This window comes from Agrobacterium bohemicum, from assembly GCF_002896715.1.
Taxonomy (GTDB): Bacteria; Pseudomonadota; Alphaproteobacteria; order Rhizobiales; family Rhizobiaceae; genus Agrobacterium; species Agrobacterium bohemicum.
Genome location: NZ_PGEL01000028.1, coordinates 773,266 through 790,362, shown reverse-complemented (window position 1 = coordinate 790,362; position 17,097 = coordinate 773,266). Strand labels below are relative to the sequence as shown.

Annotated in this window: 16 protein-coding genes; 12 read left to right on the top strand and 4 right to left on the bottom strand. The window is 57.9% G+C overall.

What is annotated here, in order from left to right:
• Window positions 1–23 precede the first annotated feature (23 nt).
• On the top strand, window positions 24–1,262 hold the full coding sequence (locus tag CUC55_RS22425; RefSeq protein ID WP_067651246.1) for a saccharopine dehydrogenase family protein: 1,239 nt from the start codon (window positions 24–26) through the stop codon (window positions 1,260–1,262).
• A 75-nt stretch (window positions 1,263–1,337) separates the two neighbouring features.
• Here CUC55_RS22425 and CUC55_RS22420 read toward each other — a convergent pair whose 3' ends face one another.
• Complete coding sequence (locus CUC55_RS22420) at window positions 1,338–1,577, bottom strand: DUF2934 domain-containing protein (protein WP_067651243.1); 240 nt, start codon at window positions 1,575–1,577, stop codon at window positions 1,338–1,340.
• A gap of 283 nt (window positions 1,578–1,860) precedes the next feature.
• On the opposite strand from CUC55_RS22420, the gene CUC55_RS22415 reads away from it, so the two are divergent.
• From CUC55_RS22415 to CUC55_RS22395, 5 genes are all read left to right on the top strand, one after another.
• Complete coding sequence (locus CUC55_RS22415; RefSeq protein WP_103089173.1) at window positions 1,861–2,931, top strand: enoyl-CoA hydratase/isomerase family protein; 1,071 nt, start codon at window positions 1,861–1,863, stop codon at window positions 2,929–2,931.
• 146 nt (window positions 2,932–3,077) lie between these two features.
• On the top strand, window positions 3,078–4,064 hold the full coding sequence (gene cysP / locus CUC55_RS22410; protein WP_103089172.1) for a thiosulfate ABC transporter substrate-binding protein CysP: 987 nt from the start codon (window positions 3,078–3,080) through the stop codon (window positions 4,062–4,064).
• Between the two features lie 73 nt (window positions 4,065–4,137).
• Window positions 4,138–4,959 carry a sulfate ABC transporter permease subunit CysT gene (gene cysT / locus CUC55_RS22405; RefSeq protein WP_103089171.1) on the top strand — a complete coding sequence of 274 codons (822 nt, stop codon included), beginning with the start codon at window positions 4,138–4,140 and terminating at the stop codon, window positions 4,957–4,959.
• Between the two features lie 3 nt (window positions 4,960–4,962).
• Window positions 4,963–5,841, top strand: coding sequence for a sulfate ABC transporter permease subunit CysW (gene cysW, locus CUC55_RS22400; protein WP_103089170.1), 879 nt, complete (start codon window positions 4,963–4,965; stop codon window positions 5,839–5,841).
• The gene (locus CUC55_RS22395; RefSeq protein ID WP_067651229.1) at window positions 5,838–6,863 is read left to right on the top strand and encodes a sulfate/molybdate ABC transporter ATP-binding protein; all 1,026 of its coding nucleotides are present in this window, start codon (window positions 5,838–5,840) and stop codon (window positions 6,861–6,863) included. The genes cysW and CUC55_RS22395 overlap by 4 nt, the downstream gene beginning before the upstream one ends.
• On the opposite strand, the gene CUC55_RS22390 is transcribed toward CUC55_RS22395, so the two are convergent.
• The 3 genes from CUC55_RS22390 to CUC55_RS22380 all read right to left on the bottom strand — a co-directional run bounded on the left by CUC55_RS22390 (window position 6,860) and on the right by CUC55_RS22380 (window position 11,000).
• The gene (locus CUC55_RS22390) at window positions 6,860–7,957 is read right to left on the bottom strand and encodes a DNA alkylation repair protein (RefSeq protein WP_103089249.1); all 1,098 of its coding nucleotides are present in this window, start codon (window positions 7,955–7,957) and stop codon (window positions 6,860–6,862) included. The two genes, CUC55_RS22395 and CUC55_RS22390, sit on opposite strands and share 4 nt — an antisense overlap.
• A 128-nt stretch (window positions 7,958–8,085) precedes the next feature.
• Window positions 8,086–9,522: an NAD-dependent succinate-semialdehyde dehydrogenase gene (locus CUC55_RS22385; protein ID WP_103089248.1), complete on the bottom strand. Its 1,437-nt coding sequence runs from the start codon at window positions 9,520–9,522 to the stop codon at window positions 8,086–8,088.
• Window positions 9,523–9,812: 290 nt separating this feature from the next.
• Window positions 9,813–11,000: an acyl-CoA dehydrogenase gene (locus CUC55_RS22380; RefSeq protein ID WP_103089169.1), complete on the bottom strand. Its 1,188-nt coding sequence runs from the start codon at window positions 10,998–11,000 to the stop codon at window positions 9,813–9,815.
• A gap of 96 nt (window positions 11,001–11,096) precedes the next feature.
• Between CUC55_RS22380 and CUC55_RS22375 the strand changes: the two genes are divergently transcribed.
• The 6 genes from CUC55_RS22375 to CUC55_RS22350 all read left to right on the top strand — a co-directional run bounded on the left by CUC55_RS22375 (window position 11,097) and on the right by CUC55_RS22350 (window position 17,097).
• Window positions 11,097–12,005 carry a LysR family transcriptional regulator gene (locus tag CUC55_RS22375; RefSeq protein ID WP_067651223.1) on the top strand — a complete coding sequence of 303 codons (909 nt, stop codon included), beginning with the start codon at window positions 11,097–11,099 and terminating at the stop codon, window positions 12,003–12,005.
• A 125-nt stretch (window positions 12,006–12,130) separates the two neighbouring features.
• Window positions 12,131–13,189, top strand: coding sequence for a LacI family DNA-binding transcriptional regulator (locus CUC55_RS22370; protein ID WP_103089168.1), 1,059 nt, complete (start codon window positions 12,131–12,133; stop codon window positions 13,187–13,189).
• A complete protein-coding gene (locus tag CUC55_RS22365) occupies window positions 13,186–14,208 on the top strand; it encodes an ABC transporter substrate-binding protein (protein ID WP_067651217.1) in 1,023 nt (340 codons plus the stop codon). The genes CUC55_RS22370 and CUC55_RS22365 overlap by 4 nt, the downstream gene beginning before the upstream one ends.
• A gap of 267 nt (window positions 14,209–14,475) precedes the next feature.
• A complete protein-coding gene (locus CUC55_RS22360) occupies window positions 14,476–15,303 on the top strand; it encodes an ABC transporter permease (protein ID WP_103089167.1) in 828 nt (275 codons plus the stop codon).
• A complete protein-coding gene (locus CUC55_RS22355) occupies window positions 15,300–16,079 on the top strand; it encodes an ABC transporter permease (RefSeq protein ID WP_103089166.1) in 780 nt (259 codons plus the stop codon). The genes CUC55_RS22360 and CUC55_RS22355 overlap by 4 nt, the downstream gene beginning before the upstream one ends.
• Complete coding sequence (locus CUC55_RS22350) at window positions 16,072–17,097, top strand: ABC transporter ATP-binding protein (protein ID WP_103089165.1); 1,026 nt, start codon at window positions 16,072–16,074, stop codon at window positions 17,095–17,097. Before CUC55_RS22355 ends, CUC55_RS22350 begins: the two co-directional genes overlap by 8 nt.

The following is a 17,097-nucleotide window of genomic DNA, read 5'->3' as shown; positions in this document are numbered from 1 at the left end:
GGATAAAGGGGGCATCACCTGAAATGAAGAAGAACGTTCTCATCATCGGCGCCGGTGGCGTGGCACAGGTCGTGGCGCATAAATGCGCCCAGAACAGCGATGTATTGGGAGACATTCATATTGCGTCACGCACCGTCGAAAAGTGCCGCAAGATTGTCGAGTCCGTACGCGAAAAGAACAGCCTCAAGACAGACGTAAAGCTTGAGGCCCATGCGCTTGACGCGATGGATGTCGAGGCGACAAAAGCCTTGATCGTGAAAACCGGCGTTCAGATCGTCATCAATGTCGGTTCTGCCTTCGTCAACATGTCCGTTCTTCGTGCCTGCATGGATGCGGGTGTTGCCTATATGGATACCGCCATTCACGAGGATCCGACCAAGATCTGCGAAAATCCGCCTTGGTATGGAAATTACGAGTGGCAGCGCGCGGCCGAGTGCAAGGAAAAGGGCGTCACCGCCATTCTCGGCATCGGCTTCGATCCGGGTGTTGTCAACGCTTACGCGCGGTTGGCCAAGGATGAGTATTTCGACGAGGTCACGTCCGTCGATATTGTCGACATCAACGCTGGCAGCCATGGCCGCTGGTTCTCGACCAACTTCGACCCGGAAATCAACTTCCGCGAATTCACCGGCGTCGTTTATTCCTGGCAGAACAACCAGTGGCAGACGAACGAGATGTTCGAAGTCGGCCAGGAATTCGACCTGCCGGTCGTCGGCAAGCAAAAGGCCTACATGACCGGCCATGATGAAGTACATTCTCTGTCCAAGAACATGGATGGTGCCGATGTGCGTTTCTGGATGGGCTTTGGTGACCACTACATCAACGTCTTCACGGTTCTGAAGAACCTTGGCCTGCTCTCCGAAAAACCGGTGAAGACTGCGGAAGGTCTCGAAGTCGTACCGCTGAAACTGGTCAAGGCCGTGTTGCCTGATCCATCGTCGCTGGCGCCTGACTATGTCGGCAAGACCTGCATCGGCGATATCGTAAAGGGCATCAAAGACGGCAAAGAGCGCGAAGTCTTCATCTACAATGTGGCCGACCACAAGGACGCCTACAATGAAGTCGGAAGCCAGGGTATTTCCTACACGGCTGGCGTTCCGCCAGTTGCTGCCGCCATGCTGATTGCGACGGGCGAGTGGGATGTCAAGCAGATGGCGAATGTGGAAGAGCTTCCACCGCAGCCTTTCCTCAACGTTCTCAACAAAATCGGCTTGCCAAGCCGGATCAAGGACGAGAACGGCGATCGCGCCCTGACATTCTGATCTGCCGATACATCACAGCGAAAAGCCCCGTATAGCGGGGCTTTTTATTGACATGATTTNGCTTGGGACGGTGCGCTATTTTTTAGCGCTCTTGCGTGCAGACACTTTGGGTTTCGCTGCTTCCTGGGCAGCAGCGCTGTCTTTCACGTCTGATTTCTTACGGGTTGCAGGCTTTGTTGCCCGCGTATTTTCCATCAGTGCGTATTCATGTTTTGCCTGCTCCCAATGGTCGGAATCCCGTCCATGCGGATGACCTTCGCTTTCCCACAGGGTGTAGGCACGTTTACTGATCCACTCTTGCGATGAAACCTGCATATTGATCTCCCGTTACTACGTCATCGCCCGAAAAGGGCCGTCTGTATGGTCCGGCTGGAACGCTGGACAGGAATTGGCGCCGGTATTTTACCAACTCATTACATGCCACGATTCGCAAGAGCGTCAAGTGAAATTGCTGCACCGCAAAACGTCATGGTTGTCACTTTTTCGAGGATATCAACGCGCAGGAAATCCCCCCGTTTCACCTCACAGCGATAAATGTTGCGTGATGGCACCGGGACCTTCAGACTGGGTGGTGTTGCAGAGTGACAGAGGAGGCACGATGCAGAACGTTTCCACGACAGATGAAATTATTACCGAGAAAAANGGCAGCGTCGGCCTTATCCGCCTGAACCGACCCAAAGCCATCAACAGCCTCAACGAGGCCATGGTTTCAGGAATGAAAGCGGGNCTAGACATGTTCGCCCGGGATGCGGGTGTGACGAGTGTCGTCCTTTGCGGAGAAGGAGAGCGCGGGCTTTGCGCCGGTGGTGACGTGCGCCTGATCTATGAGGCGCGATCCGCCGATGAGGCTGGGCGCACGCGTTTCTGGCGTGAGGAGTTTCCGCTGAATGAACAGATTTCCCATTATCCGAAACCGTATATCGCCCTGATGGACGGCATCGTTATGGGGGGAGGTGTCGGCATTTCCGCACATGGTCGACATCGCGTCGTTACCGAGCGCACCCGGCTCGCCATGCCGGAAACGGCCATCGGTTACTTTCCTGATGTCGGCGCAACGTGGCTGCTTCCCAAAGCGCCTGGGGAAACCGGAACATGGTTGGGCCTGACGGGCCGTGAAGTGGGTGCGGCAGACGCCATTTATGCGGGCCTTGCAGATTCTTACATCCCCACGCATCGGCTGCCCGAACTGGCGCAAGCATTGGCGCACACTTCTTTCGCTGCCGATGTCGGCGCCGTGATCGAGAGGTTTTCCGTGAGGCCTGAAGCTCCCGCTGTTCTAGCCGCCAATCGTGAGGTGATCGACGCCGCTTTCGGTTTTGACACGATTGAGGAGATCATCGATGCTCTCACCGCCATGGACGCTGACTTCGCCAGAGAAACGCTAAATGTTCTGCAATCAAGGTCTCCGACCAGCCTGAAATTGACCTTGCGGCTTCTGCGAGCCGGACGGCAAAGTTCGGGGCTCATCGAATGCCTGGAGCGTGAGTTCGCCGCAGGCTGCGAAGTGCTGCGCAATCATGATTTCTATGAGGGTGTCCGCGCCGCGCTGATCGATAAGGATCGCAATCCCAGATGGTGTCCGGCCACTCTTGGTGACGTCGATGACGAGGATATTGATCGATATTTCGTTTCCGTCAAACGGCCGCTGTTTCGCGATCACCGCCTCTGAATGGATTGCAATGCGCATATGCGTTCGAATTTNACTGTCTCAGCGGTAAAAAATTCTAAGTTCGACTTGAGATGGAGCGTTGGGTTCCTCGCATGGACGCTCTCGCTTCCGTATCTTGCCCCTACATTTGTGGTTTGGGGAATTTCATGAAACGCATCATCCTGATCGGCGCAACCATCGCGGCGCTTCTGTCGACGTCTGCCTCTGCGCAGGAGCCAAAAACGCTTCTCAATGCGTCCTATGACGTGGCGCGTGAAGTGTTTGTTGCCGAGAACGAAGCCTTCATCAAGGTGCATCCGGGCATCACCATCGACCAATCGCATGCAGGTACATCGAAGCAGGCGCGTGCCATCGTCGAAGGTCTCGAGGCGGACGTCGTAACCTTCAACCAAGTGACGGACATCGATTTTCTGGTGAAGCAGGGTTTCGTGTCTGCTGATTGGAAGAAGAGTTTCGCCAATGACGCATCGCCCTTCTATTCCTTTCCGTCCTTTCTCGTTCGTGCTGGCAACCCCAAGAATATCAAGGATTGGGACGATCTCGTCAGGGACGATGTGAAGCTGGTTTNCCCGAACCCAAAGACATCAGGCAACGCCCGCTACACCTATCTGGCCGCGACCGCCTACGCGAAGGAAAAGTTCAATGGCGATGAGGCCAAGGTTCAGGATTTCATCAAGAAAATCTTCGCCAACACGCCTGTATTCGACACCGGAGGCCGTGCGGCCACCACGACCTTTGTCGAGCGTGAAGTCGGTGACGTGCTGATCACCTTCGAGGCTGAAACACGCGGCATTGCCAAGCAATATGGCAAGGACAAAGTCGAAAGCGTCGTTCCCTCCGTCAGCCTTCTGTCGGAATTCCCGGTAGCAGTGGTGGACAAGGTTGTCGACAAGCGCGGTTCGCGTGAACTGGCAAAGACCTATCTCGATTTCCTCTACACCGAGGAAGGCCAGCGCATTGCAGCGCAGTTCGGTCACCGCGTTCACAATGACAAGGTCACGGCTGAGTTCAAGGATCAGTTCCCAGACATCCGCCTCGTCAACGTCAACGATGTGTTCGGCGGTTGGGACAAAATCCAGAAAGAACACTTCGCATCCGGCGCCGTGCTTGATACGCTTTACGGCAACCGCTAAGCGCTAATTGTTCGAGATGACATCGACCCGGTGGACTTCCCGCCGGGTCGATCTTCCATGATAGGGGACGGGTTTGAGACGCAATGTTTTGCCGGGGCTGCGATTGTCTCTTGGCGTCACCCTGCTTTATGTCGGCATCATCGTTGTGCTGCCGCTGGCTGCCCTCGTTTTCAAAGCTGCAAGTCTCGGTCCTGCGGAATATTGGGCGATCATCTCCTCCCCGCGTGCCGTTGCCAGCTACCGCGTGACGGTTCTCTGCGCGCTTGCGGCCACGCTCTTCACCACGGTGTTCGGCCTGGCACTGGCTTGGGTTCTGACGCGCTACCGTTTNCCCGGCTGGCGTCTGGTCGACGCTATCGTTGATCTCCCCTTTGCACTTCCAACGGCGGTGGCGGGCATTGCGCTTACGGCGCTTTTTGCTGGCAATGGCTGGTTCGGGTCTGCTCTTGCCCATGTCGGCATCAAGGTTGCCTACACGCCGCTCGGCATCATCATCGCCATGGCCTTTACCAGCCTGCCCTTCATCGTGCGCACCGTGCAGCCGGTGTTGGAGGATTTGGACCCGGCCTTGGAAGAGGCGGCTCAGTCTCTGGGTGGTTCGGATTTCGAGATTTNCCGAAAGGTCATTCTACCGCTGCTGACGCCTGCCATTCTGGCGGGGCTGTCGCTCTCCTTTGCCCGCAGCCTTGGCGAGTTCGGCGCGATCATCTTCATCGCCGGTAACCAACCGTTTTCGACTGAGATCACCTCGCTCCTCGTCTTCATCCGGCTGGAGGAATATGACTATCAGGCCGCGGCNGCCATTGCCTCGGTTCTGCTGATTACCGCTTTCGTCATGTTGGCCGTCACCAATTATCTCCAAACGCGCGCCTTGCGTTACACGGTAAGGAGCTAGCCGATGAGCGCTCATTCTTCCCTTCGCAAGCCGCCGCGCGTGGGTGACGCGCCTTGGGTGCGCCGATCACTGATCGCCTTCGTTCTGATAACAGGAGCGTTGCTCGTCGTCGCGCCCCTGCTTATCATCGGCGTCGAAGCCTTTNCCCAGGGATGGAAGACTTACACGGCAACCATTAATCATCCGGATACGCGCCACGCGATCATGCTGACGATGATCACGGCTTTGATCGCGGTGCCAGTCAACACCGTTTTCGGCGTTGCCGCTGCATGGGCCATTACGAAATTCGATTTCAGAGGCCGTCGCTTTTTGCTGGTCCTCATCGAAATTCCGTTTTCCGTTTCTCCCATCGTTGCGGGCGTGGCCTACCTCTTCGTGTACGGTTTGCAAGGCCTGCTCGGCCCATTGTTTGCAGCCTACGATATCAAGTTGCTGTTCGCCCTGCCGGGCATCGTCATCGCCTCCATGTTCGTCACCGCTCCCTTCGTGGCACGTGAGCTGATCCCGTTGATGCAGGCGCAGGGGCGTGATCTGGAAGAGGCGGCCACCTCGCTTGGCGCGTCCGGTTGGCGCACATTCTGGTCGGTTACGCTGCCCAATATCAAATGGGCGCTGCTCTACGGCGTCGTGCTGTGCAATGCGCGCGTCATGGGTGAATTCGGGGCTGTGTCGGTGGTTTCGGGCAATATTCGTGGCCAGACCAACACCCTGCCTTTGCATATCGAACTGCTCTATCATGACTATCAGGCCGCTGGCGCCTTCGCCTCGGCATCCATTCTCGCGGCCCTCGCCGTCGTCACGATCTTCGCCAAGGTCGCGCTTGAAAAGCGCGGGGCAGGGCGTGGCGCGAAGAAAACCGCCGCATCGGAGACACGCGCATGAAAATCCGCCTCGAAAACGTGGTGAAGACCTTCGATAATTTCCGTGCGGTGCGCGATGTCTCGCTGGATATCGAAAGCGGTGAACTGCTGGCGCTTCTCGGGCCTTCCGGCTCGGGCAAGACCACGATCCTACGCATGGTGGCGGGTCTGGAATACACCGATGGCGGCCAGATTTATTTTGGGGACGAGGACGCCACGAATATCCCGGTGCGCGACCGTGGCGTCGGCTTCGTGTTCCAGCATTATGCGTTGTTCCCGCATATGACGCTCCACGAAAACATCGCTTTCGGCATGAAGGTTTCCAAGGTCAAGCGCGACAAGGCAGCCATCGATGCGCGGGTGGAAGACCTGCTGCGGCTGGTGAAGCTGGATGGGCTGGGTGAAAGATTTCCCGCTCAGATTTCCGGCGGACAGAGACAGCGCGTGGCGCTCGCCCGTGCGCTTTCCGTCGATCCGAAGGTTCTCCTGCTGGACGAGCCCTTTGGTGCGCTGGACGCCAATGTGCGCCGCGATCTGCGCCGCTGGCTGCGCGAAATCCACAACGAACTCGGCATCACCACCATTTTCGTGACCCATGATCAGGAAGAAGCGCTCGATCTCGCCGACCGCGTCGTCATCCTCAATCAGGGTGAAGTCGTCCAGCAGGGCACCCCGAAAGAGGTTTGCCGCCAGCCCAACTCATCCTTCGTCATGCGCTTCCTGGGCGATGCCAACCGCATCTCAGGCACCGCCCGTGCAGGCAAGGTTTTCGTCGGCTCAGCCGAAGTGCCCTTCGCCTACAGCAAGGCCGATGGCCCCGTCGATATCTACGCCCGTCCCAACGATCTTGAATGGGAAGACCTGCATGATGGCATTCCCGCAGAAGTTACCCGCGTACTGGACCGGGCAGGCGACCGCCGCGTTATTGCTTCGACCACGGAAGGTGATCTCTTAGAATTCGACGTTCCGCCTGAAACGGCGGTTGAGGCGGGTGATCGGGGCCACATCGTCATTCGCAGAGCGAAGATTTTCCCGGCGGGTTAAATGGACAGCTCAAACGCCGTGTCGGCCAGCGCTTTGCCATTCACCATCAACTGTATCAGGTGCAGGCCGGGATAATGCTTACGCGTGGTGAAATCGCGGATGGCGCGGCTGATGGAGAGCGTGCAGAGTTCTCCCGGTTGAAGGCTCAACTCTTTCCATTTGAAAATCTTGCCCGATGTGCCGCCGCCCTTCTTCACATAGTGAACGGCGTAGTCGATCACCAGCTTTNGCGGCTTTTCGGATTTAGACCGAAGGGATGCCGAAATCCGTACGTTACCGCCCAGTGGCAGGGCATCCGGTGTCACTTGGAATACCTCTACAGAAACGTTGGCCTTCTCATGCGCGCCCAGATGCGCGAGCGCCGAGGCATCACCTTTCTTCACCAGCGTCCGCAATGCCTGCCGGATGATCCATGCGGTGTGCTTGTTCTCCTTTGGCCATGTCGAGATGCGGTCGAGAACCCATCGCGGATGATCTTTCGTGATGTCGTTCAGATGGTTGGCGACGGATTTGCGCACATAAAGCGCGTCGTCGCTTCTCAGATTTNCAAGAATTGTCGCGACGGGTGAGGGATCATCGATCAGGGCCTTGATCTGGAACGACCAAGGCAAACGCGGGCGGCAACCTTCGCTAGCCAGCCTGCGCACATGTTCATTTTCATCTCGCGACCATTCCTCCATCGTCGCCAGCGCACGGGACATATCGGAGAGGATAAAATGACGGATCGCGAATTCCGATGATCCGAAGCGGGTGAAAAACTTCAGGGCATTCATGGAGACGTCGAAGTGTTCGAGCCCGTAAAGCGCCACATATTCCGAAAGCGAAATCGAGGCGAAACCGTGGTTGATGCGCGGCGCCAATGCCGTGAGAATTTCGAGGTTTCGGAGGTAGTCACCGGGCAAGGTTGCATGAAGGCTGGTCGCGACCTGTCGCATGCGCTGCATGATGCCGAGTGCTTCGAGGTTGGTTTCGGCCAGCGCCAGAAACGCTTGCTCATCGAAAGGTGGATAGACAGCTTTTGTTTCAGCGGCGATGGATTGCAGACGGGCGCGGTTGAAGATTTCCTTCAATGCAGGCGCTGCCGTGTCGTTTATCTCTGCCATGTGGTCGCCTCATTGTTCACTCTTTGTTCGTTTAGCAAAGAGTGCTGCTTTNCGCAACAAAAAAGCCCGGCGTCGCAAAANCGCCGGGCTTTAAAGTTTCAACTCAAATCAGCTAGATGTCAGTTCATCTGGCTGACAAAACGTGTTTCCAAATACGCACCGACGGCTTCCGAGCCGCCCTCTGTGCCGTAACCGCTGTCCTTGATGCCGCCAAACGGCACTTCCGGCAAAGCAAGGCCGTTGTGGTTGATCGTCAGCATGCCAGCTTCGACCTGACGACCAAGTTCGTGGGCCGTTTTGACCGAGCCGGTGAAGGCGAACGACGCCAGGCCAAAGGGCAGGCGGTTTGCTTCGGAGATCGCGTCATCGAAGGACTTGAACGTGTTGACGATGGCAACCGGGCCAAACGGCTCGTCGTTCATGATCTTGGCAGATGTCGGCACATTGGCCAGCACGGTCGGTTCGAAGAAGTTACCCTTGTTGCCGATGCGCTTGCCGCCGGTCTTCAGTTCTGCGCCGTGTGTGACGGCATCCTGAATGAGGGCTTCCATGGCCGGGATGCGACGCTCGTTGGCGAGCGGCCCCATGGTGATGCCATCTTCCAGACCATTGCCGACCTTGACGGCCTCGGCGGCTTTGACGAAACCGTCGAGGAACTGGCTGGCAACGCCTTCCTGTACGAGGAAGCGTGTCGGTGCGACGCAGACCTGACCGGCATTGCGGAACTTCGACATGGCCATGATTTCGATGGCCTTATCGATGTTGGCATCATCGAAAATCATGACGGGTGCATGACCGCCCAGTTCCATCGTGGCGCGCTTCATGTGCTTGCCAGCAAGGGATGCGAGATGCTTGCCGATAGGCGTGGAGCCGGTGAAGGAAATCTTGCGGATGACTGGATGCGGAATGAGGTATTCGGAAATTNCCGAAGGCACGCCGTAAACGAGATTGACGACGCCAGCGGGAACGCCCGCATCCACGAATGCGCGGATGAGTTCGGCAGGCGATGCCGGTGTTTCTTCAGGCGCCTTGACGATGATGGAGCAACCGGCGGCCAGCGCTGCGGAAAGCTTGCGCACGATCTGGTTAATCGGGAAGTTCCAAGGCGTGAACGCGGCAACTGGGCCGACTGGAACCTTGATGGCCAGCTGCGAAACGCCGGTTGCGCGGGCAGGGATGACCTGGCCGTAGGTGCGGCGGGCTTCTTCGGCAAACCAGTCGATGGTGTCGGCAGCGCCCATGACTTCCATGGCGGACTGCGCCAGCGGCTTGCCCTGTTCGCGGGTCATCAGCCAGGCAATCGTGTCCTTGCGCTCGCGCAACAGGTCGGCTGCCTTGCGCATAATCTTGGAACGCTCATAGGCGGATGTTTCGCGCCATACCTTGAAGCCCTTGTCGGCAGCATCCAGCGCCAGATCGAGATCGGCCTTTTCGGCGTGCGCAATGTTGCCGAGGATTTCGTCGGTGGCAGGATCGGAAACGGCAATGGTCTTGCCGGACAAGGCATCGCGCCATTCACCGTTGATGAGAAGCTTGATATCGGGATAGCTATGCATTTGAAATACCTTCGTGGCTTGACCCACCGGCACGGTGCCGATGCTTTGGCGTTGACTTGCGGTCTCGGAATTTACCGGCGCTGCATGACATGTCTTCCATGGCGGGACAATCGAGGGCAACGAGACCGGATATGGCAAATGGATTTGCCAGAGACGATGATGACATCTCTATATTAATTCTCGCGGCGACGGTTTCAACCGTCTAGCGCGGGAAAAGTATGATTTTATCTTCGCAATGCAGCAAAAANCCGGCGAGGGGTGTCGCCGGTTTCGTATTTTAACATTAAATCTCAGAAAAACGCCTGAATGCCAGTCTGGGCGCGGCCCAAAATCAGGGCGTGAACATCGTGCGTTCCTTCGTATGTGTTGACCGTTTCCAGGTTCTGGGCATGGCGCATGACGTGATATTCGATCTGAATGCCGTTGCCGCCGTGCATGTCGCGGGCCTGGCGGGCGATATCCAGCGCCTTTCCGCAATTGTTGCGCTTGACGATGGAGATCATTTCCGGGGCCATGCGGTGCTCATCGAACAGCCGACCGACGCGAAGCGACGCCTGAAGACCGAGCGTGATTTCCGTCTGCATATCGGCCAGCTTTTTCTGGTAAAGCTGCATGCCGGCCAGCGGCTTGCCGAACTGCTTGCGGTCCATGCCATATTGATGGGCGCGGAACCAGCAGTCTTCGGCGGCACCCAGCACACCCCAGGAAATGCCGTAGCGGGCGCGGTTGAGGCAGCCGAACGGGCCTTTGAGACCGGAGACATTCGGCAGCAGCGCATCTTCGCCCACTTCGACGCCATCCATGACGATTTCGCCGGTGATGGAAGCACGCAGCGACAGCTTGCCGCCGATTTTCGGTGCGGACAGGCCCTTCATGCCTTTTNCCAGCACGAAGCCACGGATTTGGTTGTCATGCGCTTCGGATTTTGCCCAGACGACGAAGACGTCGGCAATCGGCGAGTTGGAAATCCACATCTTGGAACCGCGCAGGCGGTAGCCACCATCAATCTTCTCGGCGCGTGTCTTCATGCCATTCGGGTCGGAACCGGCATCCGGCTCGGTCAGGCCGAAACAGCCGATCAGCTCGCCGGAGACGAGACCCGGCAGATACTTGTCCTTCTGCTCTTCCGAGCCATAGGCAAAGATCGGGTAGATGACGAGCGAGGACTGCACGCTCATCATGGAGCGATAGCCGCTGTCGATGCGCTCGACTTCGCGGGCAACAAGGCCGTAGGCGACATAGCTGGCTTCGGCAGCACCGTATTTTNCAGGAAGCGTCACGCCCAGAAGGCCGGTCTGGCCCATCAGACGGAAAAGCTCAGGCTCGGATGTTTCGGACAGATAGGCTTCGTTGATGCGCGGCAGAAGCTCCGATTGGGCAAAGGCCGCTGCCGTATCGCGGATCATCCGCTCGTCTTCGGTCAGCTGCTCCTCGAGAAGAAACGGGTCCTGCCAATTGAATGCTGTGCGTTCGCTCACGGTAAATCTCCAAAATTTCTGAACAGATTATTGGCCTTTGATACCATCGCGGCAAGCCATGTTTACTCATTTNGCTATTACCGATAGGAATGCGCCATGACCTCGCTCAGCCGCAAACTTCTGCCCTCCACCAGCGCTCTCGCCGCCTTTGATTCCGTGGCGCGGCTCGGCAGTTTTTCGCTGGCCGCAGACGAGCTTTCGCTGACGCAAGGGGCCATCAGCAGGCAGGTTCTGTCGCTTGAAGAACAACTTGGCGTTCGGCTGTTCGATCGCGGGGCGCGGGGCGTTTCTCTGACGGCAGAAGGCCAGACCTATGCCAAAGCCATCGGCACGGCGCTGGGCGATATTCGCTCCGCATCCTTGCAGATTATGACCAAAACGCATGGCAACACGCTGAACCTTGCCATGCTGCCTACCTTCGGCACACGCTGGCTTTTGCCGCGCATTCCCAAATTCGTGGCGGCGCATCCAGAAATCACGCTCAATTTCGCCACCCGCATCGGCCAGTTCGATTTCGAAAAGGAAGGCCTCGATATGGCCATCCATATCGGCCAGCCGGATTGGGCGGCGGCTGAAAGCACGTTCCTGATGGACGAGATGGTTGCGCCCGTGTGCAGCCCGTCCTTTCTGGCGCAGCACCCCATCGCCAAGGCGCAGGATATCTCGACCCTGCCACTGCTGCATATGGCATCCAGACCGGGCGCATGGGATCATTGGTTCCAAAGCCTTGGGCTGGGCGCACAGAATGCACCCGCCATGCGGTTCGAACAATTCTCCAGCGTGGCGCAGGGCTGTATCGCCGGCCTGGGCGTGGCGCTTATGCCGCTGTTTCTGATCGATATCGAGCTGAAGGCTGGGCAACTCGTGCCAGCCTTCGATCATCAGGTGAAAAGCCCNAGCTCCTACTACGCCGTCGCACCGCTTTCGCGCATCAATCATGCGCCCGTCGTGCTGTTCAAACAGTGGCTTCTGGCTGAAGTCGAGGCGTTTCGTATGAAGGCCTGATAATAATTTCGCCTTTCTTATCACAGCTTAGAGTTTTCCCGTAGAAATCTACCCGTCAGCGACTCGACAAAAAAGCGGTTTCGAACTACACTGATTAAACGTTTAATCACACGGGCGGGCAAGCCATGACCACTGGTCGTGCAGGCGCAAATCTGACGGCGATCGCTGCGGCATTGGGTGTGTCGACAGCGACGGTGTCCAATGCGCTTTCCAGCAAAGGCCGCGTTTCTGCAGAGCTTTCCGAGAAAATCCGCCTTAAGGCAGATGCGTTGGGCTATGTGCCGAGCATCGCTGGTCGCGCGTTGCGCACGGGTAAGAGCGGCGTTTTGGGTCTTGTCCTGCCGGATATCGCCAATCCATTGTTCCCGCAAATCGCGCAGGCTATCGAAAAGGCGGCTGATAATGCCGGTTACGGCGTCCTGATTGCCGACTCACATGGCGATGTTGCCAAGCAGACAGATGCCATCAACCGCCTCATCGAGCGCGGCGTCGAAGGTATGGTCATCGTGCCGCGTCGCGGCACGCGCATCGGCAATGTCGATTGCCCGGTGGCGGTCATCGATTCTCCCTCCACACACGGCAACACGGTGTCGGCCGATCACTGGGGCGGCGGCGTTCAGATCGGTCGTCACCTGGCGGAACTCGGCCATCGTAAGGTGGTCATTATCGGCAACAACCCGGATTCCAATGTGCAGAACGACCGCGTGGGCGGCATCCGCTCCGGTCTCTCCGGCTTGGCTGAAGCCGAGACATTGTGGATCGCCTCTCTGGAAANGCATGACGGCGCAGGGTGCCCGTTGGGCGTTGCTCAGAAAGTGGCGCAGGGCTTTACGGCATTTGCCGCCGTCTCCGATCTCCATGCTTTACGCGCTCTTACCGAATTGCAGCGCGATGGCATCACCGTGCCGGAACAGGCGAGCGTCACCGGCTTCGATGACCTGATCTGGGCGCCTGTCGTGACCCCGGCGCTGACGACCATTCGCATGGATATGGTGCGGATTGCCGATCTGGCTGTCACCGCTCTGGTGCGCAGCATCGATGCCGAAGACCGCCCCGTTTCGGGAGGCGTCGTCGCCGATATCTCAAAAGTCGCAATGGAGCTCATCGTCAGAAGCTCTTGCGGCCCCAACCATAAGAAGCAGGCAGTCAACAAAACCTCGACAGCAGGAGAACTCGCATCATGAAGAAGATCATTCTGGCATCCGGCACCGCGCTGATGCTGTCCATGTGTGCCGCGCAGGCGCAGGACAAGACGCTCACGATTTCCGTCTATGCCTTCGCGCAGGACGAATTCAAGGAACTGGTCTACACGCCGTTCGAAGCCAAATGCGGCTGCAAGCTGGTGGTTGAAACAGGCAACAGCGTCGAGCGTCTGGCCAAGATGGAAGCCAACAAGGCAAGCCCGGTCATCGATCTCGCCATCGTATCCATGGCAGATGCGCTTTCCGCCGCCCGTAAGGACCTGGTGCAGAAGATAGACACCTCCAAGGTGCCGAATGTCGACAAGCTCTACGACATTGCCAAGGACCCGAATGGCGATGGCATGAGCGTCGGCGTCAACTTCTACGCCACCTCGATCGTCTACCGTACCGACAAGATGAAGATCGATAGCTGGGCCGACCTGTTGAAGGACGGCGTGGTCGACCACGTCGCCTTCCCGAATGTCACCACAAACCAGGGTCCGCCCGCGCTCTATATGCTGGGTAAGGCCATCGGCAAGGATACGCCTGATCTCTCCGGTGCCATCGAGGCTCTCGGCGAAAAGAAGGACGAGATCGTCACCTTCTACGTCAAGTCCTCGCAGCTGGTGCAACTGATGCAACAGGAAGAAATCTGGGCGGCGCCNATCGGCCGCTTCTCCTGGGCACCGTTTACCAAGCTAGACCTGCCATTGGCATGGGCAACGCCCAAGGAAGGCCAGACGGGCGGCATGAACGTTCTCATCGTCCCGAAGAACGGCAAGAATGAAGATCTGGCGCTACAGTTCATGGACTTCTGGCTCTCCACCGATGTGCAGAAGGCGCTGGCCGAAAAGCTGGTCGATAGCCCGACCAACAAAGAAGTCAAAGTTTCTGAAGAGGTGGCCAACAACATCACTTACGGCGATGAGACGGCGAAGAGCCTCCAGCTGATCCCATCTGCGGTGACGCTCGATAACCGCGACAAATGGTTGTCGGAGTGGAATGCGAAGGTTGGGCAGTAAGGAAGGTTGCCGGGGCGGGGCCTAGGTGCTGACGTACGTCACCCCCNTCTGTCCTGCCGGACATCTCCCCTCAGGGGGAGATTGACCCGGGGCAACCCTTCCTCTTCCAGTGAAGTCGCGGTTGGACTGTGACGGCGCGCCCAGCCAATCTCCCNACCTGTGGGGGAGATGCCCGGCAGGGCAGAGGGGGGCTGGCACCCACCGACGCTCAATAACAAATCCTCCGCCAAGCAAAGGCGGAGATATTTCAACACCGGAGAATACTCCATGTTTCAAAACCGGGCTGAAGCCTTGGCGCTTGCCTTGCCCGCCGCGATCTTTGCGGCGGCGGTGTTTCTTGTGCCTGTGTTCATCCTTCTGTCGGAAGGGTTTCGCACTGCCGATGGCTGGGCCTTTCAGGCCTATGTGGATTTCTTTTTCGATCCGCTGAACCGGGCCGTGTTCCGGCGCACGCTGAAGCTCGGCGCGCTCGTCACCGTCGTCTCCGCCATCATCGGATACGCAGCGGCCTTCGCCATCGTCAACCTACCAGCCAACTCCAAGGGCCATATGATCAACCTCGTCATTCTGCCGTTGATGATCTCGCCCGTGGCCCGCACCTATGCGTGGATCGTCATTCTCGGTCGCACCGGCATGGTCAACGAGTTGCTGAAGCTGGTGGGTCTCACCGATGCGCCGATCCGCATTCTGTTTNCCGAAACCGCCGTCTTCATCGGCCTGCTGCAACTGTTCCTGCCTTTGATGATCATCTCCCTCATCAGCGCCNTGGAAANCATGCCGAAAGACGTCATCGCCGCCTCCCGCGTTTTAGGTGCCAACTGGTTGCAGGTGTTCTGGAAGGTCATTCTGCCGCTGACCAAGGAAGGCCTTGTCGTCGGCGGCACGCTGGTCTTCACCGGTTCGCTGACGGCCTATATCACCCCCGCCATTCTCGGCGGCTCCAAGGTTCTGATGCTGGAAACGCTGCTCTATCAGCAGGTTACGGTCTCCAACAATTTCGTCGCGGCGAGCGTCATCGCCTTCATTCTGATCGTCATGAGCTTTGCGGCCAACATCCTGCTCAAGCGCATCGCCACGGCAAGGAACAAGACATGACCCGGCACCTCTTCATTCCGCTGACGCTCGCGCTGGTCATCGGCTTTCTGATCGGCCCGTTCCTCATCATTGTCGCGGCCTCCTTCTCGGCAGGCGATACGCTGGCCTTTCCGCCGCAGGGCTTTTCGCTGAAATGGATCGCCAAGGTCTTCACGGTCGAAAGTTTNCGCGAAAGCTTCGCCATGTCGATGTTCCTTGCCATCGGCGGCACGTTCGCAGCGCTGATCCTCGGCATTCCCGCTGCCTATGCCATGTCGCGCTACAAGCTGCCCTTTTCGGAAACCATCCGCACCATCGTCTCGGCTCCCATCATCGTTCCCGGCATCATCGTTGGTCTGGCGCTTCTGCGCTACTTCGTAGTGCCGTTCGGCATCGGCATTACGCTTGCGCTGTTTTNGGCACATACGGCGCTGATCCTGCCCTATGCGGTGCGCGTGGTGTCGGCCAGCCTTACCAATCTGCGCTCTGATATTGAGGAAGCAGCCGTCCTGCTTGGTTCGTCCCGCATCGGCGCTTTCTTCCGCGTGGTGCTGCCGAATATCAGGGGCGGCATTCTTTCGGCCTTCATTCTGGGCTTCGTGACAAGCTTCAATCAGGTGCCGGTGTCGCTGTTCCTCTCCGGTCCCGGCGTGCGCACCCTGCCCATCGATATGCTGGGCTATATGGAAATCGTCTTCGACCCATCCGTTGCAGCCCTGTCTTCGCTGCTCGCCTTTCTCTCCATCGGCATAGTTTTCATGGCCGAACGTTTTCTGGGGTTCTCCCGTTATGTCTGATGCAAACTATCTTTCGCTCCAGAACCTGTCGCTGGCCTATGGCAGTTCCGTTGCCGTCAAAGACCTCAATCTCGACATCCGCAAGGGCGAGCTACTGGCACTGCTCGGCCCCTCCGGTTGCGGCAAGACCACGACGATGCGCGCCATTGCCGGGCTGATGCCTGCGGCTGGTGGCCGGATCGATCTTGACGGTGTTGATATCACCCGCATTTCCGCCAACAAGCGGGCGGTTGGGCTGGTGTTCCAGTCTTACGCGCTGTTTCCACATCTGACCGTCTACGAAAATGTCGCCTTCGGTTTAAAGCTGAAGGGGATGAAAGGTTCTCTGCTGGATGGAAANGTCGCATCCGGTCTGAAATCCGTTGGTCTCTCCACTTTCGCCTCTCGCAAACCGGCGGAATTGTCCGGTGGCCAGCAGCAGCGCGTGGCGCTGGCCCGTTCCATGGTTATGGACCCCAAGGTTCTGCTGCTGGACGAACCGCTATCCAACCTCGATGCAAGGCTGCGGCTGGAAATGCGCACCGAGCTTCAGCGGGTGCAGAAAGCCACCGGTGTCACCATGATCTTCGTCACCCATGATCAGGTCGAGGCCTTGGCTCTGGCAGACCGTATCGTGGTGATGAAAAACGGCGCGATCGAGCAGATCGGCACGCCGGAAGAAATCTACAACGCACCCGCATCATCCTTCGTGGCTGACTTCGTCGGCTTTGAGAACATCTTCCGTCTGGAAGGTTCAGAATTGAAAACAGACAATGGCCGCATCGCCCTTTCCGGTCAGGTTCCGAGTACGGCGGGACTTGCCTGGAGGCCGCGCATGGTGACCCTCGGTTCAGGACCTTTCGAGGGAACCGTGCGCGGCACGTCTTTNGCCGGCAACACGCGTGAGTATCTGCTGGATACGCCGCTGGGNCCGATCAAGGCCGAGGTCGATGCTGCCTTGCCGGTGCAGGACATCGGCACACCCCTCGCGTTTGATCTGCCCGTAAAAAANGCAGCCAGCCTGAAAGTGTTCAGCTGA